Source organism: Scleromatobacter humisilvae (genome assembly GCF_023231945.1).
GTDB classification, from domain to species: Bacteria; Pseudomonadota; Gammaproteobacteria; order Burkholderiales; family Burkholderiaceae_C; genus Scleromatobacter; species Scleromatobacter humisilvae.
Genome location: NZ_JAJLJH010000013.1, coordinates 25,518 through 51,213, shown reverse-complemented (window position 1 = coordinate 51,213; position 25,696 = coordinate 25,518). Strand labels below are relative to the sequence as shown.

Below are 25,696 nucleotides of genomic sequence, written 5' to 3'. Positions count from 1 at the left end.
CCCATGCGACGCGCCCTGCCTCACCTGATCGCGCTGTTCGTCGGCGCCAGCACGCTCGCGTTCACGATCGGGCTGTGCGTGCACGAGCGCGACAACGAGCAGGCGCGGCTGCGCGCCGTCTTCGACGCCAACGCGCGCCAGGCGGCCGGCCGCATCGAACAGCGGATCTCCAACTACGAGCAGATGCTGCGCGGCGTGCAGGGCCTGCTGTCGGCCGACCAGGGCATCGATCGCATGGCCTTCGAGGCCTATGTCGACACCGTGATGGCCGGCCCCGACGCCGCGGGCCTGCAGAGCGTCGCGTTCTCGCGGCTGGTGATGCCGGGGGAGCTGGCCGACCACGTCGGCCACGAGCGCATGACGGGCCATTCGGACTACAACGTCCGCCCCGAGGGCGCGCGCGACCTCTACGCGCCCATCGTGCTGGTGGCCCCCGACAGCGTGGCCAACCGGCGCGTGATCGGCTTCGACCCGATGTCGAACGCCACCCGCCGCGCCGCGATGCTGCAGTCGCGCGATTCGGGCAACGCCACGTTGACGGCGCTGGTGCAACTGCAGGTGGACGCCGCCGGCGACCTCAGGCCGGGCTGCCTGATCTACCTGCCGGTCTATCGCAAGGGGGCCTCCGTCGACTCGGTGGCCGAGCGCCGCGACAACGCCATCGGCTGGGTGCGCGGGGCGTTCCGCGTCGGCGACCTGATGTCGACGCTCTACGGCGAACAGAGCCCGGGCCTCGTCGTGCGCGTGCACGACGGCGCCGACACCAGCGCCGCCTCGCTGATGTACCGCTCCGGCCCCGCCGCCGAGCCTGGCCAGGACCTCGACGAGCAGATCCGCCACGCGCGCTTCCAGGCGCGGGAATACGTGACGCTCGCGGGCCACACGTGGACGGTGCAGCTGAACTCGCTGCCCGAGTTCGAGCGCGTGCACGAGCGCAACGCGTCCAGCGTGATCCTGGTGGCCGGCGTGCTGCTGAGCCTGCTGCTGGGCCTGATCACGCACCAGCTCGTCACCGGCCGCGCGCGCGCCACCGCGGCCGCGCAGGCGATGACGCGCGAGCTGCGCGAGAGCGAGGAACGCTATCGCCGCATCGTCGACACCGCCAGCGAGGGCATCTGGCTGCTGGACGCGGCCAACCACCTCGTGTTCGTCAACCCGCGCATCGCGCAGTGGCTGGGCCTGACCGAGGAGGCGATGCGCGGCCGGCCGGTCGACGACTTCATGGACGCGGGCGAGGCCGAGCGCTGCCGCGCGGCGCTGGCGCAGGGCGATGGCGAGGGCAACACGATCGAGCTGCGCCTGCGCCGCCTGGACGGCTCGCCGATGTGGGTGTCGCTGTCGACCCGCAGCATCGTCGACGACGCCGGCCGCGCCTCGGGCGCGCTGGGCATGCTGACCGACATCAACGAGCGCCGCCACGCCGAGGAGCGCCGCGCCGCGCTCGAGACGCAGCTGCGCGACGCGCAGAAGATGGAGGCGATCGGCACGCTCGCCGGCGGCATCGCGCACGACTTCAACAACATCCTCGCCGCCATCATCGGCAACGTGGCGGCGGCGCGCCAGGACACGGCGATCGGCCTGTCGAACGACGCCAGCCTCGTGCAGATCGAGCGCGCGGCCGTGCGGGCGCGCAGCCTGGTGCAGCAGATCCTCACCTTCAGCCGCATGCAGGCGCAGGCGCTGCAGACGCAGGCGCTGCAGCCGGTCATCGACGAGTCGCTGGACATGCTGCGCGCGACGCTGCCCGCGCAGGTCGAGCTGCGCGTCAGCCGGCAGGCCGAGCCGGTGAACGTGCGCGCCGACGCCACGCAGATCCAGCAGATCGTGATGAACCTGTGCACCAACGCCTGGCACGCGCTGCCCGCCGGCCGCGGGCGCATCGAGGTCGGCCTCGCCGCGGAGGATGCGCTGCCCGATTCGCAGGCCGACGCCGCGCGCACCTGGCCGCCCGCGCTGCTGGACGGCCCGCGCGCCCATCTCTGGATCGCCGACAACGGCTGCGGCATGGACGAGGCGACGCGGGCGCGCGTGTTCGAGCCGTTCTTCACGACCAAGCAGGTCGGCCACGGCACCGGGCTCGGCCTGGCCGTGGTGCACGGCATCGTCAGCGGGCATGGCGGGGCGATCCACGTCGAGAGCGCGCCCGGCGTCGGCACCCGCTTCGATCTCTGGTTCCCGCTGCAGGACGCGCCCGGCGAGGCGGTCGAATCGCAACACGGCGCGCTCGACGCGCCGCCGGGCAGCGGCCAGCACGTGCTGTGCGTCGACGACGACCCCGCCATGGTGCTCATGGTCGACGGCCTGCTGCGGCGCGCCGGCTACAAGGTGACGACCTACGAGCAGCCGGCCGCCGCGCTGGCGCGCGTGCAGGCCGACCCGGGCGCGTTCGACATCGTCGTCACCGACTTCAACATGCCCGAGATGAACGGCATGGAGCTCGCCGCCGCGATCGCGCGCGCGGCGCCCGGGCTGCCCATCGTCGTCACGTCCGGCTTCATCTCCGACGAGATGCGCCAGCGCGCCGCCGAGCTGCGCATCGGTGCCTTGCTGCAGAAGGAATACACGCTCGAGCGCCTGGCGGGCATCGTGCATGCGGTGCTCGAACAGCGTCGAGAATGACGGCCCGGGCCGTCGCCACCACCCGCTTCCGACCGACATGACCGATCCCCTCACCGCCCCTTGCGGCACCTGGGCCTCGCCCATCACCGCCGCCCGCGTCGCCGCCGGCGTGCGGCCCGTCTCCGCGCCGCGCATCGTCGGCGCCCGCGTGCTGTGGCTGCAGAGCCTGCCGGAGCAGGGCGGGTGCATGGCCGTCGCCACGCGCGACGGCCTCGTCACGCCGGCGCCGTTCAACGTGCGCACGCGCGTGCACGAGTACGGCGGCGGCGCGCTGGCGGCGGCGGGCGACACGGTGTGGTTCTCCAACTTCGCCGACAACCTCGTCTACGCACAGCAAGGCGACGCGGCGCCGGTGGCGATCACGTCCGACCGCTCGCAGCGCCACGCCGACCTCGAGCTCGACGCGCGCCACCAGCGCCTGATCGCGATCCGCGAGCAGCACGGTGGCGCGGGCGAGCCGCGCAACACGATCGTCGCGCTGAAGCTGGACGGCAGCGGCTCGACAACTCTGGCAGAGGGCGCCGACTTCTACGCGTCGGCGCGCGTCTCGCCCGAGGGCCGGCGGCTCGCGTGGCTGCAGTGGAACCATCCGGACATGCCCTGGCAAGGTACCGAGCTGCGGCTGGCGGCGTTCGCGGACGACGGCTCGCTGATCCACGAGCGACGCGTCGCCGGCGGTCCCGGCGAGTCGCTGTGCCAACCGGCATGGGCGCCGGACGGCAAGTTGCATGTCGTGTCGGACCGCAGCGGCTTCTGGAACCTCTACCGGCTCGAGGTCAACGGGCTGGTGCCGGTGTGTCCGATGGACGCCGAGTTCGGCCTGCCGCAATGGGTGTTCGCGCAGTCGTCCTACGGCTTCAACGGCCCCGGCGAGATCATCGCGGCGTGCCGCGAGAACGCGATCAGCCGGCTCGTGCGCATCGACGTGCGCAGCGGCCGGGCCACGACCATCGCGACGCCGTTCGAGGACATCGCCGAGCTGCGCGTGGGCAACGGCGTCGCCGTCGTCGAGGCCGGCTCGCCGACGATGCCCACCTGCATCGCGGCGATCTCGCTGGCCGGCGGCGCGGTCGAGATGCTCGCCCGCAGCGCCGACGACCTGCCCGACGCATCGGTGCTGTCGGTGCCGCGCGCGATCAGCTACCCGAGCGCCGGCGGCCGCACCGCGCACGCGTTCCACTACGCGCCGCGCAATACCGGGTACCGCATGCCGGACGGCGAGCGCCCGCCGCTGATCGTCATCAGCCACGGCGGTCCGACCGCGATGGCCACCAACACGCTCAAGCTCGCGACGCAGTTCTGGACCAGCCGCGGCTTCGCGGTGCTCGACGTCAACTACGGCGGCTCGACCGGCTTCGGCCGTGCCTACCGGCAACTGCTCAGTGGCCAGTGGGGCATCGTCGACGTCGAGGACTGCATCGCCGGCGCGCAGTTCCTCGTCGCGCAAGGACTCGCCGACGGCGAGCGCCTGGCGATCCGCGGCGGCAGCGCCGGCGGCTTCACGACGCTGGCGGCGCTCGCGTTCCACGACGTCTTCAAGGCCGGCGCCAGCCATTACGGCGTCGGCGACCTGCGCGCGCTCGACGCCGACACCCACAAGTTCGAATCGCGCTACACCAACGACCTGCTGGCGCCGCTGCCCGAGCGCGAGCGCCTGTATCTCGAGCGCTCGCCCATCCACGCGGCCGACCGCCTGTCGTGCCCGGTGATCTTCTTCCAGGGCCTGGACGACAAGGTGGTGCCGCCCGCCCAGGCCGAGACCATGATCGCCGCGCTGCGCGCGCGCGGCATCCCGGTGGCCTACCTCGCGTTCGAGGGCGAAGGACACGGCTTCCGGCGCAAGGAGACAGTGCAGCGGACGCTGGAGGCGGAGCTGTCGTTCTATGGGCAGGTGTTCGGGTTCGAGGCGGGGGATGCGGGCGAGCGGGTGATCTTGTCGTAATCGACTCGGGATCGCGATGTCAGCAGCTGTCGTCGGTCGCGAGCTTCGAAGTCGACGCCTTCGCGGCGGCCGTCTTGCTCGAGGTCAGGTGAAGCGACTGTTCCAGCTTGATCAGAGGCTCCCGATATCTTGGGCCGATGAGCGGCTGTTCATCGAAGGCACGACGAGCCTCGCGCGCGCACTCGACCGCCAGTGCTCGCTGCCCCCCTGCCAAGGCGCAGAGGCCCGCGCGGCTGCGCATCATGGCGATGTCGGGATCGTGGACGTATGTGCCTCCGTCGAGCCCGCGGCGTATCGAGTCGCGCAGCATCGACAGGCCGCGAGTGGACGCTCCAGTCTGGCACAGCACCCTGCTGCGCGTCTCCAGCAACCACTCGCGCTGGCCTCCGCTTTCGCCTTCCTCGGGGGGCAGGAGTGTCCTGGCCCGTTGCGGGTCGCCGCGCGCCAATGCGATGTTGGCGCGCGTGTTGGCAATGTAGACCGCCGCGCGGCTGCTCGATGCCGAGCTGGCTGGGTGCGGCGCTGCATCGAGTACTTGTTCCGCGCGATCGAACTGCCCTTGCCACGTGAGCTCGTTCGCAATGTAGTCATGTGACAGGGCAACGTTCGTGCTGTTTGATCCATGGAGTTGCTGCGTCAGATGCAGGAGTTCCCAGAGCAGATCCAGCGCTTCCGAATCCCGACCGCGAAGATGGGCCATGTACTGGCGCACGCCAAGAGTCGAGATCCTCGAGCGAATGCTGAGCGTGGATCGCTGAAGGACGGCGATGCTGGGGTCCAGCAATTCAGCGGCCAGGCGCACGTTCGTCCAGTCCATGTACATGCAGCCCAGCGCGTAGTCGACCTTGGCGCGCAATGTCGGCGGGATGGCGCTTCCTTGCGCTTCGAGCAGGTCATGGCTTGCCTGCACTTTCACCAGCGTCTCCTGGAACGGGAGGGCGGTCTTCTCGTGGGCGATGGACCAGAAGGAGGCTGATCGCACGGCCTCGCGCAAGCGCGCCAAGCTGCTGCTGCGTTGGCGCGAGATCGACATGGCCTGCTCGAAGTTGGCACGGGCGTCATCGAGCATTCCCAGGCGCAGGAATGCCAGGGCTCTGCCGAACAACAGATCTTCGGCCGACCGCGACCCTGCGCCCTCGGTACGCAACGCCGCCGACACGGCTCTTGCGGTCTGAGGCTTCGATTCCCTGATGTGTTCGTCGAGTGTCAGCAGCATCGCCTCAACGCAGAGCACGCGCGCTGCGGCTGCGGAATCCTGCAGCCGCGGCGCGGCTTGAAGCAGGGTCTGCGCACTCCGCAGGCTCTGGCGTGCCTCGACGATGTTGCCGTTCTCGAATTGCGCTCGCGCCAATGCCGCCAGCGAGTCGAGTCGGAGATCGGACTCCGATCCCGCGACCTCGAGGGCGCGGCGCGCCGTTTTCGCCGCCGCTTCGTCATCCTCGTCCTGCACGTAGGCATTGCTGGCCAACAACAGGCTCTGCACCTGCTGTTTGCGCGTGTCGGGTAGCTGCTGCAGCAGCTGAAGTCGGCGTGTCGCGTATTCGGCAGCCAGCGAATTGGCACCCATGTCGTCGTATGCCTCGCCGACCGCGCCTAGCAAGGCTGCTTGCATCTCGGGTTGTCCGGCGAAGCGGGCTTGAGTCAGCGATGCGCCACGGTCGATGAACTCAGTCGGCACGGGAGCGCCGGAACTGCCGGCGTTGAGCCGGAACAGCTCCGCCACGAACTCCGTCGCCGCCTTGGCCCGCTCCGCCTCACGCGCCGCATGCCGCGCCTGCACGATCGCCGTCGCCCCGCCCGCCACGATCGCCACGCAGATCGCCGCCGCCGCCGCCAGCCCGAACCAGTGCCTGCGCGCGAAGCGCCCCGCGACGTAGAGCGCGCCGTCCGGCCGCGCCTGCACCGGCCGTCCGGCCAGGTGGTTCTCGAGATCGTTGGCGAACGCCTCCATCGTCGCGTAGCGCCGCGCCGGGTCGTGTCGCAGCGCCTTGCCGACGATCGCGTCGAGGTCGCCGCGCAGCGCGCGCGCGGCGCCGCGGTCGACGACGCCGCGGCTCGCGGGCGCCGGATCTTCGCTGGGCGACGCCGGCGACGGCAGGCTGCCGGTCAGCAGCTGGTGCAGCACCACGCCCAGCGAATAGACGTCCGAGGCCACGGTGACCGGACGGCCGTCGGCCTGCTCCGGCGATGCGTAGCGCGGCGTGAGCAGCCGCGCCTGGGTCTGCGTGACGTCGCCGTCGGGCCCGTCGGTCGCCTCGAGCAGCTTGGCGATGCCGAAGTCCAGCAGGTGCACCTCGCCGACCTGCGTGACGAGGATGTTGGACGCCTTCAGGTCGCGATGCACGACCAGGCTGCCGTGCGCGTGGCCGACCGCCATGGCCACCTGCACGGCCAGCGCGAGCCGCTGGCGCAGCGGCAGCGCGCGCGCTCCGCACCAGGCGTCGATGGGCTGGCCGTCGATGAATTCGAGCGCGAGGTAGGGACGGCCCTGGTCGTCCAGGCCGGCGTCGTAGAGGCGGGCGATGTTCGGATGCGCCAGGCGGGCGACGATGTCGCGCTCGCGGGCCATCCGCCGCGCGAGGCCCGGGCCCCAGGCAAGGCGCGGCAGCTTGAGGGCGACCTGGCGCTTGAGCGTGCCGTCGGCGCGCGCCGCGAGCCACACGGTGCCCATGCCGCCGTGGCCCAGCTCGCGGATCAGCACGTAGGGCCCGACGCGCTCGCCCGCGCGCGGGCCGGACGGATCGGGCGCCTCGCCGTCCAGCCGCGGGCCGTTGGACAGGAAGCCGGCATGCGTCGGCGCCGCGTGCCGGTCCAGCATCGCCTGCAGCTGCGGGCGCAGCCGCTGCAGGTCGGGCGGCAGCGCGGCCAGCCACGGGGCGCGCCGCTCGGGCGCGAGGTCGAGCGCCTCGTCCAGCAGGCGGCTCAGGGTGGCGAGGTCGGTGGCGTCCAGCGGCATGGCGTGTCTCGAGGAGTCTTCAGCGACCCGGACGGATTGCCGGCGCCGAAGCGGACATCGCGATGCATGTCCGGTCTTGCCGCCGGCCCGCGTCCGGACAGGCGAGGGCGCAGTTCGCCACCGCCGCGCCGGGCCGCCCTCGCCAACACGAGGAGACGCGCATGACCGCATCGCAGCATCCGAACTGGCGAGTGACCATTGCCCTGGGTCTCGTCGCCGCGGGCGTCGTCGCCGGCGCCCTGGGCCGCGCCGACGAGCCCGCCGACGCGGCGACCCGTCCGGCGACCTGCGCCGACCTCGCGCCCTGCCTGCACCTCTGGCCCCCCGGGGCGCCGCGCACTGGCCCGGGCGACCGCGTGCGCCTGGTCGTCGCGATCATCATGGGCTGCCACTGGGAGCCGTGCGACCGAGGCTGAGCACGCCCGCCGTCGGCGCGACGGTCAACAAGCTCGTCGAAGTCGTCCATGCCTCGGGTTCCCGCGATGCCGGCCCGCGTGCATTCTGCGGCGCTGCCGTCGGGCCGCACAAGCCCGGCCCCCCAGGTCAGCGCAGCGGCTTGGACATCGTGAGGCTGGTCGCCGCGTAGCCCAGGCGCTCGTACGGCGCGCGCGCCGCGACCTTGTGGCCGAACACGCGCAGCGAGAGCGTAGCCGGACGAAATTGCACTTGCATCGCGGTGTCATGGTGTATTACAGTAGTGATACACAAAGACAGGAGCTGCTCCGTCGTGACCGATCTCTCCCTGTTTTCCGTCGTCGCCGGCTCGGCCGAGCCGATCTACCGGCAACTGGTGGCGCAGGTGCGCCGCTGCGTCGCCGGCGGGCAGCTCCGGGCCGGCGACGAGCTGCCGTCGGTGCGCGACCTGGCGCAGTCGCTGGCCGTCAACCCGATGACCGTCTCCAAGGCCTTCGGGCTGCTCGAGGCGGAGGGCCTGGTGACGCGGCGGCGCGGCCTGGCCATGGTGATCGCCGAACAGCACCGGCGCGCGCAGCCCGCCGCCGACCGCATCGACCTGCTGCGCCCGACGCTCGAACGCGCGGCGCAGGAAGCCCGCCAGCTGCAGTTGCCGATCGCGCAGGCGCTGTCCCTCTTCAAGACGATCCTGAACGAACAGGAAGGTGAATGACATGAGCTTCCAGAACAACGACGGCGCGTCCCCGTGCCTCGCGCTGCAAGGCCTGAAGGTGTCGTTCGGCACCCAGCGCGTGCTCGACGGCCTCGACTGGTCGCTGCCCGCGGGCCGCGTCGTCGGCCTGCTGGGTCGCAATGGTGCCGGCAAGACGACGCTGATCGAGACGCTGCTCGGGCTGCGCGCGCCGGAGGGCGGCACGGCGCGGCTGTTCGGCCAGCCGTCGCAGGCGCTGCCCGACGACGTGCGGGCGCGCATCGGCTACGTGCCGCAGCGCTCCGACCTGTTCGAGTGGCTCACGGCCGACCAGCTTCTGGCCTATTTCCGCAGCTTCTATCCGCGCTGGAACACGGCCAAGGTCGACGGCCTGATGTCGCGCTGGGGCATCGCGCGCGACAAGCCGATCCGCAAGCTCTCGGGCGGCGAGCAGCAGCGCCTGTCCATCATCCGCGCGCTGGCGCACGAGCCGGAGTTGCTGGTGCTGGACGAACCCGTCGCGAGCCTCGACCCCGCAGCCCGGCGCGATTTCCTGGGCGAGCTCGTCGACCAGGTCATCGACCGCCGCACCACCATCGTGTTCTCGACCCACATCCTGTCCGACCTCGAACGCGTGGCGGTGGACGTCGCGTTCCTGTCCGGCGGCCGGATCGCGCTGCACGCGCCGCTGGACGAGCTGCTCGAATCGAGCGTTCGCCTGGGCGGCGTGCCGGCCGACATCGAGCGCTTCGTGCGCGAGCATCGCCTGCAGGCGCTCTCGCGCGAGGCGGCCGGCCCCGTGATCGCGCGCGGACGCGACGCCGAGGCGATCCCGCCGGCCACGCCCACGGTCAGCGTGGATCCCGCGACGCTCGAGGACCTGTTCCTCGCGCTCACGGCCTGAGGGAGACACGCATGAACCACTCCGAGTCGTCGGCGATCGCGCGCATCCTCGCCTCGCCGTTCCAGCAGCGGATCAATGCCGGCAGCGCGTGGGGCGCGATCGTCGTGGTCGCCCTGTGCGCGTCGCCCTCGGCGAGCTTCCTCGCATGGAGCCTGGTGGCCGATGCCGCGCAGGCGCCGGCGATCCGGCACGGCGCGGCGGTCAGTGGCGTCATCGCGGCCGCGGCCTTGCTGGTCGCCGGATGGATGATGCTGATCGGCAACCTGCTGCAGCAGAACCGGCCGGCGATGGCGCGGCTCGTGCCGGGCCATGTGGCGCGGTTGCGCGCGGCCTTGCTGCTCGCGTGGGCGCTGGCGGTGCTGGCCATCACCGCCGGGCCGGGCTTCGCGCTGGAGCAGCCGCTCGCTTGGGCCTGCGGCGCGGCCGGCGGCCTGGCGCTGCTGGCGGCCGCGCTGCGCTGGCCGGTGTTGTGGATCGCCGGCTTCCTGTTCGCGTTCGTCGTGCTGCCGGCGATGGCATGGCAGGGCCCGTCGAGCTTCGCGGAAAGCGTGCAGGCGCAATGGCGGCAATCCGGCTGGCTGCTCACGGCCATCGTCGCGACCGCGGGCGCCGCCGCGCTCGCCGCGATCCTCAGCGACGGCGGCGGCGGGACGCGCGCACCGTACGACGCGGGACACGCCCTCGGACGCCTTTTCGCGGATTCGCCGCAAGCCGGTTGCGCCCGCAGGCAGGTCGGCGCCGCGCGTCCCTACGCGGCGTGGCTCGAGCGGCAGCTCGCGCGTCGCGACAGCCCGGTGAGCAGCCGCCTGCTGCTGGGCCTCGGCCCGGCCGTCCACTGGACGATGCGCATCCGCCACGGCCTGGTGTTCGTCGCCGTCGGCGGAGGGATCTGCGCGGTGGTCGTCGGGCTCGCCGCATTCCTCGGCCGCGACCTGCGCGGCGTGCTGCCGTGGCTGTCCTTCAGCCTGCTGACCGGCGCCTCCACCCCGGCGCTGCAGGCCGCGGCGCAGCTGTATCGCACCCAGCGCGAGCAGGCCCTGCTGGTGCTGCTGCCCGGCGTGCCGCGCGGCGCCGGCCTCAATCGCTGGCTGGCGTGGCAGATGACGGCGCTGTTCGTCTTCTCGGCGATGTGGGGCTTCCTGCTGGCCGGCGCGCTGGACGTCCTGGCCGAGGTGCTGCAGCAAGGGCTGGTCAAGCGGTCGGGCGGTGGCGACATGACGGCGGCCATCGTCGTCGCGCTGTTGCCGCAGGTGGTGTTCCAGTGGCGCAGCTGGGCCCGCGTGCGCGGCGCATCCGGGCAGGAATTCCTGCCCTCGCTCACGCCGTTCCTGCTGGGCGGCGTGGCGCTGCTGCTGCACCTGTGGGCCGGGGTCGCCTACCTGCCGATGGGCCTCGTCTTCATGGGCCTGGCGATCGCGTACTGCGCCTGGCGCTGGTGGCGCATGGGCAGCGAGCCGACGGCCATGCCGATCGGCCGCCTGGCGCGCTGAGCCGTCAGGCCGCCGGCACCGGCGCGCCGCGCGGCAGGCGCAGGCGCTCGGGTGCCAGGTACTGCTGGCGATAGACCTCGAACGGCATCGTGTCGGCGGCCTCGATGCGGGCCTGTTCGGCGAGCGACTCGGTCGCGAGTTCGGCCATGTGGGCCGCGACGTTGGCGGGCAGGTCCAGCGCCAGCATGTGCTCGCGCGTGCGCCGCGAATGCGCGCGCACGAAGGCGTCGTGCGAGCCGCCGTGCTTCTCGCGCATCTCGGCCAGCACGCGCGCCGACGGCAGCGTGTCGGGCGCGAGCACCGCGGCGCGCGCCGCGGCCAGCGCCTGTGCGTGGGCGTCGGTGCCCTCGTGGGCATCGAGCAGCGAGGCGATCGGGCCGCACTCGGTGAGGATCTCGCGCAGCCAGTCGGTCATCAGCACCTCGACGCCGCCGCGCTCCAGCTTCAGGCCCGGCTCGCGCCCGCGCGCGGCGACGCGCTGCTGGTTGCGCCCCAGCTCGGCGATCTCGTTGGGCGAGTCCAGCGGGCTCTCGTCGAGCAGGCAATGCAGCAGGAAGATGTCGATCATGCGCATCGTGGCTGGCGCGATGCCGGCCGGCACGAACGGATCGAGGTCCATGCAGCGCACCTCGATGTACTCGACGCCGCGCTCGCGCAGCGCGTGCAGCGGCCGCTCGCCCGGGAAGATCACGCGCTTCGGGCGGATCGTGCCGTAGAACTCGTTCTCGATCTGCAGCAGGCTGTCGTTGAGCTGGTTGTACGTGCCGTCGGCCGCGCGGATCCCCAGCTTCTCGTAGGCCGGGTAGGGCCGCACGAGGGCGTCGGACAACGAGGCCGCGTAGCTGTCGAGGCTGTTGTAGCTGACGGACAGCGAGGTCTGCGCGTCGCTCTGGTAGCCGAGGTTGCCCATGCGCAGCGAGGTCGCGTGCGGCATGTACAAGGTGTCCGGGCCCATCGGAACGAGATCCTTCGCGTGGTCGGCGAAGCCGCGCGCCACCGCCGGCGAGGCGCCGAACAGGTACAGCAGCAGGAACGAGCGGCGGCGGAAATTGCGGATCAGGCCGAAGTACTCGGCGGTCGTCACGTCCGGCAGCGACCAGTTGTAGTGGATGCCCGAGATCGTCTGCATGCGACGCCCGTAGCGATGGCCCAGGCCCATGCGATAGACGGTCTTGGACTGGCCGACGTTGGACGTGCCGTACTGGCCCAGCGGGATCTGGTCGTCCGGCGGCAGCGTGCACGGCATGCTGCCCACCCACATCATCTCGTCGCCGAGCGCGCGATAGACCGCCTGGTGCACCTGCGTCAGCTCGGTCTCGGCGGCCTCGGCGCTGCGATGCACGCCGGTGATCAGCTCCAGCTGCGCTTCGCTGAAGTCGGTGGTGATGTGCGGGTGCGTCAACGCGGCGCCCAGCGCGCGCGGGTGCGGGGTGGTCGCGAGCGTGCCGTCCTGCGTCACGCGCAGGCTTTCCTTCTCGACGCCTCGCCCGATGCCTTGCAGGCGAGCCGAGCTCAGTGCCTTCAGGCGTTCTTGTAGACCGCGCATGCGGTGCCTCCTGGTGCTTGTCAGGCGCGAAAGGTACTGGAAAACGGTGACACTTGCTTGAGTGGGCCGAAGACGCCTTTTTCGCGGATGTGCTACTCAGATGGCGACAGATCGGCGCCGCACAAGGCATCTTGGTGCAAACCCTGTCAGACGCGGCAGCGCCGCCGCGCCATCGCAGCCACCGGCCCGTGGCAAGCGGGATGCCGTCAGCCGGCGACCAGCAATCCGCGCCGCTCGATGAACGAGATCACCTCGTCCAGCCCGGCCTTCGTCTTCAGGTTGGTCATCACGTGCGGCCGGTTCGGCCGCATGCGGCGCGTGTCGGCTTCCATGACGTCCAGGTTCGCGCCCACGTGCGGCGCGAGGTCGGTCTTGTTGATCACGAAGAGATCGCTCTTGGTGATGCCCGGGCCGCCCTTGCGCGGGATCTTCTCGCCGGCGGCGACGTCGATCACGTAGATCGTCAGGTCGCTCAGCTCGGGGCTGAAGGTGGCGGCGAGGTTGTCGCCGCCGGACTCGATGAAGACGATGTCGGCCTCCGGGAACTTCTCTAGCATGCGGTCGATGGCCTCGAGGTTGACCGAGGCGTCCTCGCGGATCGCCGTGTGCGGGCAGCCGCCGGTCTCCACGCCCATGATGCGCTCGGGCGCGAGCGCGCCGGCCACGGTCAGCAGGCGCTGGTCTTCCTTGGTGTAGATGTCGTTGGTGACGACGACGAGATCCCACTTGTCGCGCATCGCCTTGCACAGCATCTCCACCAGCGTCGTCTTGCCCGACCCCACCGGCCCGCCGACGCCCACGCGCAGCGGCGGCAGGCGCTTCGAGCGGTTGGCGATGTGATGCAGCGGGGTGGGGTGCGAAGTCTGCGAAGCGAAGGCGGTCATGGCGGTCTCGTCGGGATCAGGAGCGGAACAGGCGCGAATACTGGGTCTCGTGGCGGGCGCTGGCGATGCCCAGCATCGGCGAGAACGACTGCATGTCGTCGTCGCCCATGGCCAGGGCCTGCTCGACCAGCGCGGGCATGCGCTCGACCAGCGCCTGCAGGATGCGCTGGCCCGCGAGCTGGCCCAGCGGCACGGCCTTCAGCGCCGCCTGCACCATGTTCTCGGCCCAGCCGAACAGCGAGGCATGCAAGGCCTGTGCCGCGGACGCGTCCGCGCGCGCCGTGGCGAGCGCGAAGGCGATCGGCCAGGTGGGCGAGGGCGCCAGCGCGGCGAGATGGGCCAGGCGCGCGTCGTCGCCGCCCGCCTGGTTGCGCAGCCACTCGACCAGCGAGCGGCCCATCTGCTCGCTTTGCAGGCGCAGCTCGCGCGTCTCGCGCGTTCTACCGATGAAGTCGTTCAGCTGGGTGACGCGCGCGAGGTCGTGCCGCCGCCACGCGGCGTGCGCCTGCGCGAGCACCGGCAGGTCGGCGCGCGCGGGGGCCAGCGCCATCTGGTTCGCGAGCCAGTCGGCCGCGCTGGCCTCGCCGGTGACGCGGCCGTCGTCGACCGCGGCTTCCAGCGCCTCGGAGTAGCTGAAGCCGCCGACGGGCAGCGCCGGCGAGGCGAGCCACATCAGCTGCAGCAGCACGGCGTCGGACATCAGTGGCCGTGCTTCTTTTGGCCGTGATCGTGGCCGTGGCCATGCGAGTGGCCATGCCCGTGATCGTGGTCGTGGTCGTGATCGCAGTCCGGCCCGTGCACGTGCGGCTTCGCCTGGCCGACGACCGGGATGCCGATCGCCTTGCCGGCGGCCTTGGGCTTGTCGTGCGAGTGGCCATGATCGTGCTTGCCATGGTCATGCCCGTGGTCGTGCGCATGATCGTGCTTGTGAGCGTGGTCATGCCCGTGCGCGTGGCCCGCATGCGCGTGACCCGCGCCCGCGCCGTACGCGCCGCCCTCGGGCTCGAACGCGCTGGACGCCTCCGTCACGATCAGGTGCTGCCCGCGCAGCATGTCGGCCAGCACGTGGTCGGGCTCCAGCAGCAGGCGATCCGGCTGCAGCTCCAGCGGCACGTGGCGGTTGCCGAGGTGGTAGGCGGCGCGCAGCAGGTCGAACGGCGTGCCGTGGTCGGCGCAGTGCGTGACGACCAGCACCGGCTGTGGCGCGGCCTTCACGCGCACCAGCGAGCCGTCCTCGGCCACCAGCACGTCGCCGCCGCGCAGCACGGTGCCGCGCGGCAGGAACACGTTGAGCGCGCGGCCCAGCGAATCGGTCGCCTCGATGCGGCTCTTCTGGCGCACGTCCCAGTCCAGCTCCACCTCGCTGGCGCGGCGCAGCAGCACCTGGCTGAGGCCCTGGCCGCCGGCGATGCGCTTGCCGACCTGGAGGGGCGCTTGCTTGTCAGTCATCTCGAAATCCTTGCGCGAAAATTGAAGCGGGCCGCGCGATGGCGGCCCGTCTCTTCGAGGCCGCGGCGAGCCGCAGCCACTACCTTACATCACCACACGCGGCAGCGATTCACAGGGGCCATCGGCTGTCCCGGCTTGCACGAGAACGCCGTCTCGAACTCCTTGAAGTTCGCGACCAGGCCGTTGACGCGGTACACGTTGGGCGAGTGCGGGTTGGTCGCGGCCTGCAGGCGCAGCTGCTCCGGACGCGTGTTGGCGCAGGCCCATTGCGCCATGCCGATGAAGAAGCGCTGGTCGGGCGAGAAGCCGTCGACGGACGGCGGCGCCGGGTGCGCGGCCACCTCGGCCTTGTACGCGATGATGGCCAGCACCAGCCCGCCGAAGTCGGCGAGATCCTCGCCCAGCGTCAGCTTGGAGTTGATGTGCACGTCGTCGACGACGATGTACTTGCCGTACTGGTCGGTCAGGCAGGTGGTGCGCTTCTCGAATTCGGCGGCGTCCTTGGGCGTCCACCAGTTCTTCAGGTTGCCCTTGGCGTCGAACTGGCGGCCCTCGTCGTCGAAGCCGTGCGTCAGCTCGTGGCCGATGGTGCCGCCGGTGTTGCCGTAGTTGGGCGCGTCGTCGAGCTTGGCGTCGAACAGCGGCGGCTGCAGCACGCCGGCCGGGAAGTTGATGTCGTTCATCTGGCCGTCGTAGTACGCGTTGACGGTCGGCGGCGTCATGCCCCACTCGCTGTGGTCGACCGGCTTGCCGATCTTGGCGAGCTGCCGGCGTGCCTCGAAGGCGTCGCCGCGCTGCACGTTGCCCAGCAGGTCGTCGCGCTTGATGTCGAGGGCCGCGTAGTCGCGCCACTTGTCGGGGTAGCCGATCTTGTTGACCATGCCGTGCAGCTTCTCGAGCGCCTTCTGCTTGGTCTGCGGGCCCATCCAGTCGAGGTTCCTGATCTCGCCCTCCATCGCGGCCTGGATCTGCTGCGTCATGTGCAGCGTCTTGGCCTTGAGCTCGGGGCTGAAGTTCTCCTTGACGAACTCCTGGCCCAGCGCCTCGCCGATCTGGTTGTCGATCAGCACCACGCAGCGCTGCCACAGCGGGGCGACCTGCGTCACGCCGCGCAGCGTCTTGCGGTAGTAGTCGAAGTTCTCGTCGACGAAGGGCTTGGACAGGAACGGCGCCGACACGTGCGCCACGTGCCAGCGCAGGTAGGTCTTGATGTCGTCCAGCGAGCGCATGCGCAGCTGGAAGTCCAGCGTCTGGAAGAACTTCGGCTGGCTGACGTTGAAGCGGTCGTTGCCCGCCACGCCCATCCCGGCGAGGTAGGACTTCCAGTCGAACACGGGCGTCAGCGACTGCAGCTTGCGCTCGTTGGCCGGATGGAACAGGTGGCGCGGGTCGCGCTGGTCGACCAGCGTCATCGAGCCCTTGGCCAGCGCCGTCTCCATGGACATCACCGTGTCCGCATGCGCCTTCGCGTCGGCCTCGCCGTCGCCCATCAGCTGGAACATGCGCGCCACGTGCGCGACGTACTTCTCGCGCAGCTCCTTGGACTTGGCGTCGGTCTTCAGGTAGTAGTCGCGATCGGGCATGCCCAGGCCGCCCTGCTGCGCGAAGGCGATCACGCGCGAGGAGTCGGCGAAGTCCTGCGCCGAGCCGAAGTTGAAGAACAGGCCGTCGTCGCCGGAATTGAGCTGCAGCGCGGCGAGCACCGCCGGCAGGTCCTTCTTGGACTTCATGCCGTCGATCAGCACCAGCTCCGGCCGCATCGGCGCGGCGCCGAGCTGCTGCGTCAGGCCGTCGTTAGTGCAGGCAGCGAAGGCGTCGCCGATCTTCTGCTGCGAGACGGTGCGGCCGTCGGTCTGCGTCGCGAACTTGTCGAGGATGCCCCACAGCACGCGGCGGTTGTCCTGCGCCATCTTGGCGTAGACGTCCCAGCTCGACTGGTCGGCCGGGATCGGGTTGTTCTTCTGCCAGCCGCCGCAGCTGTATTGGTAGAAATCGACGCAGGGGTCGGCGGACTTGTCCATCGAGCTGACGTCGAGCACTGGCGTGTACGGCAGCCTGGCCAGCGGCGTGGCGGCGGCGGGCGACGAGGCGGCGGTCACGGCGGCGGCGGCCGACGACGCCGCGGGCGCGCCGGCCTTGGGCGGCGCGGCGTCCTGCGCGAAGGCGGACGCGGCGAGCAGGCCGACGGCCAGGGCGGCGAAGGATTTCTTGTGGATGATGGGCATGGACGGTGGTGGGGGTGGGATGTCGTTGTCGTCGGTTCGGCGAGAAGGGGCGCGGGTCACTCGACCTTCACGCCCTTCCAGAACGCCACGCGGCCCTTGATGTTGGCCGCGGCCTCGGTCGGCTCCGGGTAGTACCAGACGGCCTCGGGATTCATCTCGCCGTTGACGAACAGCGTGTAGTAGTAGGCCTGGCCCTTCCAGGGGCAGCTCGTGCGGTGGTTGCTGAACGTGACGTAGTCGCGGTTCAGGCTGGCCTCGGGGAAGTAGTGGTTCCCCTCGACGGTGACGATGTCGTCGCTCTCGGCCAGGACGGCCCCGTTCCAGGTGGCTTTCATGCGGATCTCCGGCGCATGCCGCAGCGGTGTGCGCGGCGCAAGGGCCGTAGTTTCGCAGGTCGGGGAAAGGGTTTCGCCTCGGGGCTTCCCGCGCCGGGCATGTTGTATAGGGAAGGAAACTCCCCCTTGACGTTCCCGAGGAACGTCGCGCGCCGTTGGATGCTCCGTCTTGGCGGAGCCGGCGGGTCGATCGGACGATGCCGATCGTGATCTCAGGCGTCGCGTCGAGCGTCGCCTTGGGTCGCCTGTCCGATCACTTCGGAAGAGGCAGGTTGGTACGCAGTTGGCCTTGACGGTTCACTTCGATGCACGGTGCGTGACCCAGCGGCTTCCACTCCGGCTGCGTCGGTTGCGGACGCACGACGCGTTCGCCGAGAGGCTGCCAAGGGGCGGGGTCCGGTTCGCCAGCGACTTTCATATGCCCTCCTTCTGGGATGTCATCTGAGCCATCAAGCACTAGCAATCGGCGAGCCAGGGCGGAACCACCGGGTGTAAACGATGAGGCCGTCGAGACAGCATGGCAGGTGCTTGTCCATACAACGCGGCAACGCCATCGGCCGTGTACATCGGTTGACGCATTTACACAGGCGCTTCTCGTCTTTCCGGCACGCCGTCGCATTGCATGGACGAGTCCATCGTGCGCGCGTCGAGGCCGAAGCGGAAGCCCCCGAAATGGGCAAGCGTCCCTGGATGTGTGGAGGTTTTCGCAGTTGCACGCCGCGTGAGCGAGTGCCCGCTCAAGCACGCGGTCGTGGTGCATGCGATGCACTCGACCGCAGCTTGCCGCGCGAGGCCGACGAGGTTCGTGGCATTCGGCGTGCGCGCCCCGGCGGGGCGCGTCTCAGAACAGGAAGTAGCGCTGCGCCATCGGCAGTTCGGTGGCCGGCTCGCACGTGAGCAACTGGCCGTCGGCGCGCACCTCGTAGGTCTGCGCGTCGATCTCCATCTTCGGCAGCCAGTCGTTGTGGATCATGTCGCGCTTGCCGACCGTGCGGCAGCCCTTGACGGTGGCGATGGTCTTCTTCAGCCCCGCGCGCGCGGGCACGCCCGCGGCGACGCCGGCCTGGGACACGAACGTGAGCGAGCCCTGCGTCAACGCGCCGGCGTAGCTGCCGAACATCGGCCGGTAGTGCACCGGCTGCGGCGTCGGGATCGAGGCGTTCGGGTCGCCCATCGCGGCCATCGCGATGAAGCCGCCCTTGAGGATCAGCGCCGGCTTGACGCCGAAGAACGCCGGCTGCCACAGCACCAGGTCGGCCCACTTGCCGATCTCGATCGAGCCGACCTCGTGCGCGATGCCGTGCGTCAACGCGGGGTTGATGCCCAGCTTGGCGGCGTAGCGCTTGACGCGCGCGTTGTCGTTGCGTTCGGTGTCGCCGGCCAGCGGCCCGCGCTGGGCCTTCATCTTGTGCGCCGTCTGCCAGCAGCGCAGGATCACCTCGCCGACGCGGCCCATCGCCTGCGAATCGGAGCTGAACATGCTGATCGCGCCCAGGTCGTGCAGGATGTCCTCGGCGGCGATGGTCTCGCGGCGGATGCGGCTCTCGGCGAAGGCGAGGTCTTCCGCGATGCCGGCGTCCAGGTGGTGGCACACCATCAGCATGTCCAGGTGCTCGTCGAGCGTGTTGACGGTGAACGGGCGCGTCGGGTTGGTGGACGACGGCAGCACGTTGGCCTCGCCCACCACCTTCATGATGTCGGGCGCGTGGCCGCCGCCGGCGCCCTCGGTGTGGAAGCTGTGGATCGTGCGGCCCTTGAAGGCGGCGATGGTGTCCTCGACGAAGCCGCTCTCGTTGAGCGTGTCCGAGTGGATCGCGACCTGGATGTCCGTCTCCTCGGCCACGGACAGGCAGCAGTCGATGGCCGCCGGCGTGGTGCCCCAGTCCTCGTGCAGCTTCAGGCCCACCGCGCCGGCCTCGACCTGCTGGCGCAGCGCCTCGGGCCGGCTCGCGTTGCCCTTGCCCAGGAAGCCGAGGTTCATGGGGAACGCGTCGGCCGCCTGCAGCATGCGCGCGATGTTGGCCGGGCCCGGCGTGCAGGTGGTGGCGAAGGTGCCGGTGGCCGGGCCCGTGCCCCCGCCCATCATGGTGGTGATGCCCGAGGCCAGCGCCTCCTCGATCTGCTGCGGGCAGATGAAGTGGATGTGGGTGTCGATGCCGCCCGGCGTGACGATCATGCCCTCGGCCGCGATGACCTCTGTGCCCGGGCCGATGACGATGTCCACCCCCGGCTGCACGTCCGGGTTGCCGGCCTTGCCGATCGCCGCGATGCGGCAGCCGCGCAGGCCGATGTCGGCCTTGACGATGCCCCAGTGGTCGACGATCAGCGCGTTGGTGATGACGCAGTCGACCGCGTCGGCCGGCCCCGGCCCGTTGACGGCCTGGCCCTGGCCCATGCCGTCGCGGATGGTCTTGCCGCCGCCGAACTTCACCTCCTCGCCGTAGCCGCCGGCCGCGAGGGTGAAGTCCTTCTCGACCTCGATGACGAGGTTGGTGTCGGCCAGCCGCACGCGGTCGCCGGTGGTGGGGCCGAACATCTCGGCGTAGGCGCGTCTTCCGATCGTCGGCATCAGAGATCGCCCTGCACGAGGCCGCGGAAGCCGTAGACCGTGCGCGTGCCCGCGAGGTCGACCAGCGCCACCGTGCGCTGCTGGCCCGGCTCGAAGCGGACGGCGGTGCCGGACGCGATGTCCAGCCGCATGCCGCGCGCGGCCTCGCGGTCGAAGCGCAGCGCGCCGTTGGTCTCGGCGAAGTGGTAGTGCGAGCCGACCTGGATCGGGCGGTCGCCGCCGTTCTCGACGACCAGCGTCAGGCGCCGGCGGCCGGGGTTGAGGTCGATGTCGCCATCGTCGGTGAGCAGTTCGCCGGGGATCATCGCGGTCCTCGCTGGGGCGCACCGCGCGGGTGCGTGGGCGCCCTCATCATGTGATTGGCTGATGGACGGTCACCAACTTGGTGCCGTCCGGGAACGTGGCCTCGACCTGGATCTCGGGGATCATCTCGGCGATGCCGTCCATCACGTCGGCCTTCGTCAGGATATGGCGGCCCTCGCTCATCAGCTCGGCGACGCTGCGGCCGTCGCGCGCGCCTTCCATGATGGTCGCGCTGATGAGCGCCACCGCCTCGGGATAGTTCAGCTTCAGGCCCCGGGCCCTGCGCCGCTCGGCGAGCAGCGAGGCCGTGAACAGCAGGAGCTTGTCCTTTTCGCGCGGAGTCAGGTTCATCTTGCAGAGCGTATTGCAGGTTTGATGCCACGCGCAATGGGCACGAGTCTTGAGTGCGTCACCGGACGATGACCGACGCCGCCCTCGCTTCCGCCACCACGCCACCCGCGCCGCAGCGCGTCGTGAAGGTGCGGCGCGACTACAACAGCTGGGTGGCGCAGGAATCGCTGGAGGACTACGCGCTGCGCTACACCCCGCAGTCGTTCCGCAAGTGGTCGGAGCTGCGCGTGGCCAACACCGCGTTCGGCGCGGCGTCGTTCCTGGTGCTGGAGGCGGTCGGCGCGACGCTGCTCGTGCAGGACGGCTTCGTCAACGCTTTCTGGGCGATCCTGGCGACGGGGCTGATCATCGCGCTGGCCGGCTGGCCGATCGCGGTCTACGCGGCGCGCCACGGGCTTGACATGGACCTGCTCACGCGCGGCGCCGGCTTCGGCTACCTCGGCTCGACGATCACCTCGCTGATCTACGCGAGCTTCACGTTCATCTTCTTCGCGCTGGAGGCCGCGGTGATGGCCTACGCGCTCGATCTCGCCTTCGACATCCCGCCGGCCTGGGGCTACCTGGTCTGCGCGGTCGTCGTGCTGCCGCTGGTGACGCACGGCGTGACGGCCATCGGCCGGCTGCAGGTCTGGACGCAGCCGCTGTGGATCGCGATGCTGGTGCTGCCCTACGTCTTCGTGTTTCGCGCGCACCCGCACGCGCTCGCGGGCCTGTGGGCGTACGCGGGCGAGGACGGCCGCGGCGGCCGCTTCGACGTGCTGAAGTTCGGCAGCGCGATGACGGTGGGCATCGCCCTGATGACGCAGATGGGCGAGCAGGCCGACTACCTGCGCTTCATGCCCGCGCGCACCGCGCAGAACCGGCGGCGCTGGTGGTGGGGCGTGGCGATCGGCGGCCCGGGCTGGGTGCTGCCGGGCGTGCTCAAGATGCTGGGCGGCGCGCTGCTGGCGTGGATCGCGATCGGGCAATCGGTGCCGCTGGACCGCGCCGTCGACCCGAACCAGATGTATCTCGCGGCCTGGGACACCGTCTTCAGCCGCCCCGGCATGGCGGTGGCGGCGACGGCGGCCTTCGTCGTGCTGTCGCAGCTCAAGATCAACGTCACCAACGCCTACGCCGGTTCGCTGGCCTGGTCGAACTTCTTCGCGCGCCTGACGCACAGCCACCCGGGCCGCGTCGTCTGGGTCGCGTTCAACACGGCCATCGCGCTGATGCTGATGGAGCTGGACGTCTTCACCGTGCTCGGCAAGGTGCTCGGGCTCTACGCGAACCTGGCGATCTCGTGGCTGATGGCGGTCGTCGCCGACCTCGTCGTCAACAAGCCGCTCGGGCTGTCGCCGCGCGGCATCGAGTTCCGGCGCGCGTATCTGTACGACGTCAACCCGGTGGGCGTGGGCGCGATGGGCGCGGCGTCGGTGCTGAGCATCGCGGCGCACCTGGGCGCGTTCGGGCCGCTGGCGCAGGCGTTCTCGGCGCTGATCGCACTCGTGACCGCGTTCATCGCGTCGCCGTTGATCGCCTGGGCGACCAAAGGGCGCTACTACGTCGCCCGCCGCGTCGACGAGGCACCCGTCAAGTTCTTCGAGGCCGGTGCGACGCAACGGTATCGCGCACTGCGCTGCTCGATCTGCGAACGCGAGTACGAAGGCCCGGACATGTCGCACTGCCCGGCCTACCAGGGCCCGATCTGCTCGCTGTGTTGCTCGCTGGACGCGCGCTGCGGGGACCTGTGCAAGCCCGACGCCCGCCTCGCGACGCAGGCGCGCGACACGGTGCACGCGTTGCTGCCGCGACGCCTGTGGCCGGCGATGGACGGCGGCCTCGGCGGGTGGCTGGCGCTGATGCTGCCGGTGTCGCTACTGCTGGCGGGCGTCTGCGCGCTGCTCTATCAGCAGGAACTGCGCGTGCTGGGCAACGCGGCGCCGGAGGCGTCGGCGGCGCTGCGGCAGTCCGTGATCGGCGTCTTCGCGATGCTGCTGCTGGCCAGCGGCGTCGTCGGCTGGTGGGCGGTGCTGACGCGCCAGAGCCGCCGCGTCGCGCAGGAGGAGAGCAACCGGCAGACGCAGGCGCTCGGCGAGCAGACGGTGCGGCTGACGCAGGAGATCGAGTCGCATCGCCAGACCGACGCCGAGCTGCAGCGCGCCAAGGCCGCGGCCGACGCCGCCAACCAGGCCAAGAGCCGCTACATCTCGACGCTGAGCCACGAGCTGCGCACGCCGCTCAACAGCGTGATCGGCTACGCACAGCTGCTCGACGACGACCCCGCGCTGCCGGCGCACCGGCGCCAGGCCGTCAGCGTGATCCGGCGCGGCGGCGAGCACCTGCTGTCGCTGATCGAGGGCACGCTGGACCTCGCGCGCATCGAGAGCGGCAAGGTGTCGCTCGCGACGGCGACCGTGCATTTCCGCGAGGCCGTCGACCAGCTCGCCGACCTGTTCGAGCTGCAGGCCGGCGCCAAGGGCCTGCGCTTCGTGCGCGACTTCGACCCCGCGCTGCCGCACTGGGTTCGCGCCGACGAGCGCCGCCTGCGCCAGATCCTGATCAACGTGATCGGCAACGCCGTCAAGTTCACCGACCGCGGCACCGTCACGCTGCGCATCCGCCACGAGCGCGAGATGGCCTACTTCGACATCGAGGACACGGGGCCGGGTATCGCCGACAAGGATCTCGAACGAATCTTCGAACCATTCGCGCGCGGCGCCGCGCGCGTGGGCGCGGGCGACGGCACCGGGCTGGGCCTGACGATCGCCAAGATGCTGACCGACCTGATGGGCGGCGAGATGAGCGTGCACAGCACGCCAGGCGCCGGCACGCGGTTCCGCATCGTGCTGTTCCTCGCCGAACAGCGCGCCGGCGCGCCGGTCGCCGTGACCGAAGCCAGGCGGCGCAGCGGCTACGCCGGCGCGCGGCGGAGCGTGCTGGTGGTCGACAACGAGGAGGTCGACCGCGAGCTGCTGCGCCAGCTGCTCGAGCCCATCGGCTTCGGCGTGCGGCAGGCGCCGTCGGGCGAGGCGGCCCTGCAGCTGCTGGGCGACGGCGCGCGGCCCGACGCGATCCTGATGGATCTGGCGATGCCCGGCATCGACGGCTGGGAGACGATCCGCCGCCTGCGCGACCAGGGCCTGAGCGACGCGCCGGTGGCCATCGTGTCGGCCAACGCGTTCGACCGGCGGCTGGACAACGACCTCGGCATCGTCGCCCGCGACTACGTGCTGAAGCCGGTGCGCGGCGAGGAGCTGCTGGACTGGCTGGGCCACGCGCTGCGCCTGCAATGGCGCGACGAGCCCGCGGCCGCGATGGCGGCGCCGGCCGTCGAGACCGCGCCCGCGGCCGCGGCGCTGCCCGAGCGCACGTCGCTGCAGGCGCTGGCCGAGCAGGTGCGCGTCGGCTATCCGCGCGGCATCCACCGCTGGCTCGACCACATCGACGCCAACGAGCCCGCCTGCGCCGACTTCACCCGGCGCCTGCGCGGCCTGGCGAGCCGCTTCCAGCTCGACGCGATGGCCGCGGACATCGCCCAGGCGCTGCAGCTGCGGGAGGCGCCGCATGGCTGAATGGATGCAGGCGTCGACCGACGGCGCGACCGCGCGGGGCGAGGCCGCGGGCGTCGTGCTGATCGTCGACGACATCCCCGACAACCTCGCCGTGCTGCACGACGCGCTCGACGAGTCCGGCTACACGGTGCTCGTCGCCACCGACGGCGCGAGCGCGATCGCGCGCGCCGCGCAGGCGCTGCCCGACATCGTGCTGCTGGACGCCCTGATGCCCGGCATGGACGGCTTCGAGGTGGCGCGCCGGCTCAAGGCCGACGAGGCGACGGCGCCGATCCCCATCGTCTTCATGACGGCGCTGACCGACACCGAGCACGTGCTCGCCGCGTTCGCGGCCGGCGGCGTCGACTACGTCTCCAAGCCGGTGCGTCCGCGCGAGGTCGTCGCGCGCATCGCCGCGCACCTGCAGAGCGCGCGCCACGCCCGCCAGGCCCGCAACGCGCTCGACGCGTTCGGCCATGCGTCGATCGCGCTGCGTCCGGCCGACGGCCGCGTGCTGTGGCAGACGCCGCTGGCGCGCGACCTGATGAAGCGGCACTTCGGGGCGGGCGCGGCCGGTGCACCGATCGCCGGAACGGGCAGCGCCATCGCCGCGCCGCTGCACGCGCCCGCGAGCCTGTGCGACTGGGTTCGCGCGCGCGTCACGCGCACGGACGCGCCCGAGGGCGACACCTGGACGTGCGTGACGGGCACGCAGCGCCTGCACTGCAGCCTGCATCCGGCGAGCGCTGAGGACGAGTGGCTGCTGGTGCTGACCGAGAGCAGCAACGGCGCGGCCATCGAGGCGCTGTCGCTGCAGTTCCGCCTGACGGCGCGCGAGGCCGAGGTGCTTTATTGGGTGGCGCACGGCAAGACCAACCGCGACATCGGCGACATCCTCGGCACGCGTCCGAAGACGATCACCAAGCACCTGGAGCACGTGTTCGAGAAGCTGGGCGTCGAGACGCGCACCGCGGCCGCCGCGCGCGTGCTGGGGACGCTGCCGGAGCTGATGCGCAGAAAATGAGGGCGCGCGTCCCGGCTCGCGCGCGCCTGCACCCGTCACCGCGAGCCACGCACAGGGAGAATCGAATGGACATGGTCAATCCGTACCTGGACGCGCTCACGGCCTGGAGCGCCGCGCCCGTCTTCTCGCAGCCCATCCTGCCGGGCTGGACGATCAACGTGAACAGCAACAACTCGCGTGCACCGCGCACCGAGGGGCTGATCGTCTCGAAGTTCAGCTACGGCCGCCAGCTGGGGCAGATCAGCGACGCGCTGGCCGAGATCATCGCCACGCTGCCGCCGGAAACGCGCAAGCAGGCCGCGGTCGCGCGCTTCATGAAGATGAAGGAGGCGATCGACGTGCTGAAGGACGCGGCGTAGGCTCGTCCGCGCCGGCGGCGCTTCGAGGACGGCGTGCCGCAACCGGTCGCGCCGCGCGTGCGTGACGCGCGCGCCCGTGCGACAGTCGCTGCAACTTCCGGA

At 71.0% G+C, this 25,696-nt stretch carries 20 protein-coding genes; 9 read left to right on the top strand and 11 right to left on the bottom strand.

Annotation, left to right across the window (positions count from 1 at the left end; translation table 11 throughout):
* Positions 1 to 3: 3 nt before the first annotated feature.
* Complete coding sequence (locus tag LPC04_RS26390; RefSeq protein WP_275685314.1) at positions 4 to 2,619, top strand: CHASE domain-containing protein; 2,616 nt, start codon at positions 4 to 6, stop codon at positions 2,617 to 2,619.
* A 37-nt stretch (positions 2,620 to 2,656) separates the two neighbouring features.
* Complete coding sequence (locus tag LPC04_RS26385) at positions 2,657 to 4,561, top strand: S9 family peptidase (RefSeq protein WP_275685313.1); 1,905 nt, start codon at positions 2,657 to 2,659, stop codon at positions 4,559 to 4,561.
* 19 nt (positions 4,562 to 4,580) lie between these two features.
* On the opposite strand, the gene LPC04_RS26380 is transcribed toward LPC04_RS26385, so the two are convergent.
* Positions 4,581 to 7,517 carry a serine/threonine-protein kinase gene (locus LPC04_RS26380; protein WP_275685312.1) on the bottom strand — a complete coding sequence of 979 codons (2,937 nt, stop codon included), beginning with the start codon at positions 7,515 to 7,517 and terminating at the stop codon, positions 4,581 to 4,583.
* 161 nt (positions 7,518 to 7,678) lie between these two features.
* Here LPC04_RS26380 and LPC04_RS26375 point away from each other — a divergent pair, with 161 nt between their 5' ends.
* Complete coding sequence (locus LPC04_RS26375; protein ID WP_275685311.1) at positions 7,679 to 7,933, top strand: hypothetical protein; 255 nt, start codon at positions 7,679 to 7,681, stop codon at positions 7,931 to 7,933.
* A 127-nt stretch (positions 7,934 to 8,060) separates the two neighbouring features.
* On the opposite strand, the gene LPC04_RS26370 is transcribed toward LPC04_RS26375, so the two are convergent.
* On the bottom strand, positions 8,061 to 8,189 hold the full coding sequence (locus tag LPC04_RS26370; RefSeq protein WP_275685310.1) for a hypothetical protein: 129 nt from the start codon (positions 8,187 to 8,189) through the stop codon (positions 8,061 to 8,063).
* A gap of 55 nt (positions 8,190 to 8,244) precedes the next feature.
* Here LPC04_RS26370 and LPC04_RS26365 point away from each other — a divergent pair, with 55 nt between their 5' ends.
* The 3 genes from LPC04_RS26365 to LPC04_RS26355 are packed head-to-tail and all read left to right on the top strand — an operon-like array spanning position 8,245 to position 11,016.
* On the top strand, positions 8,245 to 8,643 hold the full coding sequence (locus LPC04_RS26365; protein ID WP_275685309.1) for a GntR family transcriptional regulator: 399 nt from the start codon (positions 8,245 to 8,247) through the stop codon (positions 8,641 to 8,643).
* Position 8,644: 1 nt separating this feature from the next.
* The gene (locus LPC04_RS26360) at positions 8,645 to 9,526 is read left to right on the top strand and encodes an ABC transporter ATP-binding protein (protein ID WP_275685308.1); all 882 of its coding nucleotides are present in this window, start codon (positions 8,645 to 8,647) and stop codon (positions 9,524 to 9,526) included.
* 11 nt (positions 9,527 to 9,537) lie between these two features.
* On the top strand, positions 9,538 to 11,016 hold the full coding sequence (locus LPC04_RS26355) for a hypothetical protein (RefSeq protein WP_275685307.1): 1,479 nt from the start codon (positions 9,538 to 9,540) through the stop codon (positions 11,014 to 11,016).
* A 4-nt stretch (positions 11,017 to 11,020) separates the two neighbouring features.
* Here LPC04_RS26355 and gshA read toward each other — a convergent pair whose 3' ends face one another.
* From gshA to ureA, 9 genes are all read right to left on the bottom strand, one after another.
* Entirely contained in the window at positions 11,021 to 12,562 is a 1,542-nt protein-coding gene (gshA, locus tag LPC04_RS26350; protein WP_275685306.1) for a glutamate--cysteine ligase, read from the bottom strand.
* A gap of 206 nt (positions 12,563 to 12,768) precedes the next feature.
* Entirely contained in the window at positions 12,769 to 13,446 is a 678-nt protein-coding gene (gene ureG, locus LPC04_RS26345; protein WP_275685305.1) for an urease accessory protein UreG, read from the bottom strand.
* Between the two features lie 16 nt (positions 13,447 to 13,462).
* On the bottom strand, positions 13,463 to 14,146 hold the full coding sequence (locus tag LPC04_RS26340; RefSeq protein ID WP_275685304.1) for an urease accessory protein UreF: 684 nt from the start codon (positions 14,144 to 14,146) through the stop codon (positions 13,463 to 13,465).
* On the bottom strand, positions 14,146 to 14,895 hold the full coding sequence (ureE, locus tag LPC04_RS26335) for an urease accessory protein UreE (protein WP_275685303.1): 750 nt from the start codon (positions 14,893 to 14,895) through the stop codon (positions 14,146 to 14,148). The genes LPC04_RS26340 and ureE overlap by 1 nt, the downstream gene beginning before the upstream one ends.
* Before the next feature lie 89 nt (positions 14,896 to 14,984).
* Entirely contained in the window at positions 14,985 to 17,120 is a 2,136-nt protein-coding gene (locus LPC04_RS26330) for a M13 family metallopeptidase (RefSeq protein ID WP_275685302.1), read from the bottom strand.
* A 56-nt stretch (positions 17,121 to 17,176) separates the two neighbouring features.
* Complete coding sequence (locus LPC04_RS26325) at positions 17,177 to 17,455, bottom strand: DUF427 domain-containing protein (protein ID WP_275685301.1); 279 nt, start codon at positions 17,453 to 17,455, stop codon at positions 17,177 to 17,179.
* A gap of 841 nt (positions 17,456 to 18,296) precedes the next feature.
* Complete coding sequence (gene ureC / locus LPC04_RS26320) at positions 18,297 to 20,024, bottom strand: urease subunit alpha (protein ID WP_275685300.1); 1,728 nt, start codon at positions 20,022 to 20,024, stop codon at positions 18,297 to 18,299.
* Entirely contained in the window at positions 20,024 to 20,329 is a 306-nt protein-coding gene (locus LPC04_RS26315) for an urease subunit beta (protein ID WP_275685299.1), read from the bottom strand. Before LPC04_RS26315 ends, ureC begins: the two co-directional genes overlap by 1 nt.
* A gap of 46 nt (positions 20,330 to 20,375) precedes the next feature.
* A complete protein-coding gene (gene ureA, locus LPC04_RS26310) occupies positions 20,376 to 20,678 on the bottom strand; it encodes an urease subunit gamma (RefSeq protein WP_275685298.1) in 303 nt (100 codons plus the stop codon).
* 68 nt (positions 20,679 to 20,746) lie between these two features.
* Between ureA and LPC04_RS26305 the strand changes: the two genes are divergently transcribed.
* The 3 genes from LPC04_RS26305 (at position 20,747) to LPC04_RS26295 (ending at position 25,594) form a co-directional block, all read left to right on the top strand.
* Entirely contained in the window at positions 20,747 to 24,232 is a 3,486-nt protein-coding gene (locus LPC04_RS26305; RefSeq protein ID WP_275685297.1) for a hybrid sensor histidine kinase/response regulator, read from the top strand.
* Entirely contained in the window at positions 24,225 to 25,235 is a 1,011-nt protein-coding gene (locus LPC04_RS26300) for a response regulator transcription factor (protein WP_275685296.1), read from the top strand. The genes LPC04_RS26305 and LPC04_RS26300 overlap by 8 nt, the downstream gene beginning before the upstream one ends.
* A gap of 65 nt (positions 25,236 to 25,300) precedes the next feature.
* A complete protein-coding gene (locus LPC04_RS26295; RefSeq protein ID WP_275685295.1) occupies positions 25,301 to 25,594 on the top strand; it encodes a hypothetical protein in 294 nt (97 codons plus the stop codon).
* Positions 25,595 to 25,696 lie beyond the last annotated feature (102 nt).

What these genes read in the sequence shown, in the direction of transcription:
- LPC04_RS26390 (WP_275685314.1), top strand. Translation starts at nt 4, where the DNA reads ATGCGACGCGCCCTGCCTCACCTGATCGCGCTGTTCGTCGGCGCCAGC.
- LPC04_RS26385 (WP_275685313.1), top strand. Translation starts at nt 2,657, where the DNA reads ATGACCGATCCCCTCACCGCCCCTTGCGGCACCTGGGCCTCGCCCATC.
- LPC04_RS26380 (WP_275685312.1), bottom strand. Translation starts at nt 7,517, where the DNA reads ATGCCGCTGGACGCCACCGACCTCGCCACCCTGAGCCGCCTGCTGGAC.
- LPC04_RS26375 (WP_275685311.1), top strand. Translation starts at nt 7,679, where the DNA reads ATGACCGCATCGCAGCATCCGAACTGGCGAGTGACCATTGCCCTGGGT.
- LPC04_RS26370 (WP_275685310.1), bottom strand. Translation starts at nt 8,189, where the DNA reads ATGCAAGTGCAATTTCGTCCGGCTACGCTCTCGCTGCGCGTGTTCGGC.
- LPC04_RS26360 (WP_275685308.1), top strand. Translation starts at nt 8,645, where the DNA reads ATGAGCTTCCAGAACAACGACGGCGCGTCCCCGTGCCTCGCGCTGCAA.
- LPC04_RS26355 (WP_275685307.1), top strand. Translation starts at nt 9,538, where the DNA reads ATGAACCACTCCGAGTCGTCGGCGATCGCGCGCATCCTCGCCTCGCCG.
- gshA (WP_275685306.1), bottom strand. Translation starts at nt 12,562, where the DNA reads ATGCGCGGTCTACAAGAACGCCTGAAGGCACTGAGCTCGGCTCGCCTG.
- ureG (WP_275685305.1), bottom strand. Translation starts at nt 13,446, where the DNA reads ATGACCGCCTTCGCTTCGCAGACTTCGCACCCCACCCCGCTGCATCAC.
- LPC04_RS26340 (WP_275685304.1), bottom strand. Translation starts at nt 14,146, where the DNA reads ATGTCCGACGCCGTGCTGCTGCAGCTGATGTGGCTCGCCTCGCCGGCG.
- ureE (WP_275685303.1), bottom strand. Translation starts at nt 14,895, where the DNA reads ATGACTGACAAGCAAGCGCCCCTCCAGGTCGGCAAGCGCATCGCCGGC.
- LPC04_RS26330 (WP_275685302.1), bottom strand. Translation starts at nt 17,120, where the DNA reads ATGCCCATCATCCACAAGAAATCCTTCGCCGCCCTGGCCGTCGGCCTG.
- LPC04_RS26325 (WP_275685301.1), bottom strand. Translation starts at nt 17,455, where the DNA reads ATGAAAGCCACCTGGAACGGGGCCGTCCTGGCCGAGAGCGACGACATC.
- ureC (WP_275685300.1), bottom strand. Translation starts at nt 20,024, where the DNA reads ATGCCGACGATCGGAAGACGCGCCTACGCCGAGATGTTCGGCCCCACC.
- LPC04_RS26315 (WP_275685299.1), bottom strand. Translation starts at nt 20,329, where the DNA reads ATGATCCCCGGCGAACTGCTCACCGACGATGGCGACATCGACCTCAAC.
- ureA (WP_275685298.1), bottom strand. Translation starts at nt 20,678, where the DNA reads ATGAACCTGACTCCGCGCGAAAAGGACAAGCTCCTGCTGTTCACGGCC.
- LPC04_RS26305 (WP_275685297.1), top strand. Translation starts at nt 20,747, where the DNA reads ATGACCGACGCCGCCCTCGCTTCCGCCACCACGCCACCCGCGCCGCAG.
- LPC04_RS26300 (WP_275685296.1), top strand. Translation starts at nt 24,225, where the DNA reads ATGGCTGAATGGATGCAGGCGTCGACCGACGGCGCGACCGCGCGGGGC.
- LPC04_RS26295 (WP_275685295.1), top strand. Translation starts at nt 25,301, where the DNA reads ATGGACATGGTCAATCCGTACCTGGACGCGCTCACGGCCTGGAGCGCC.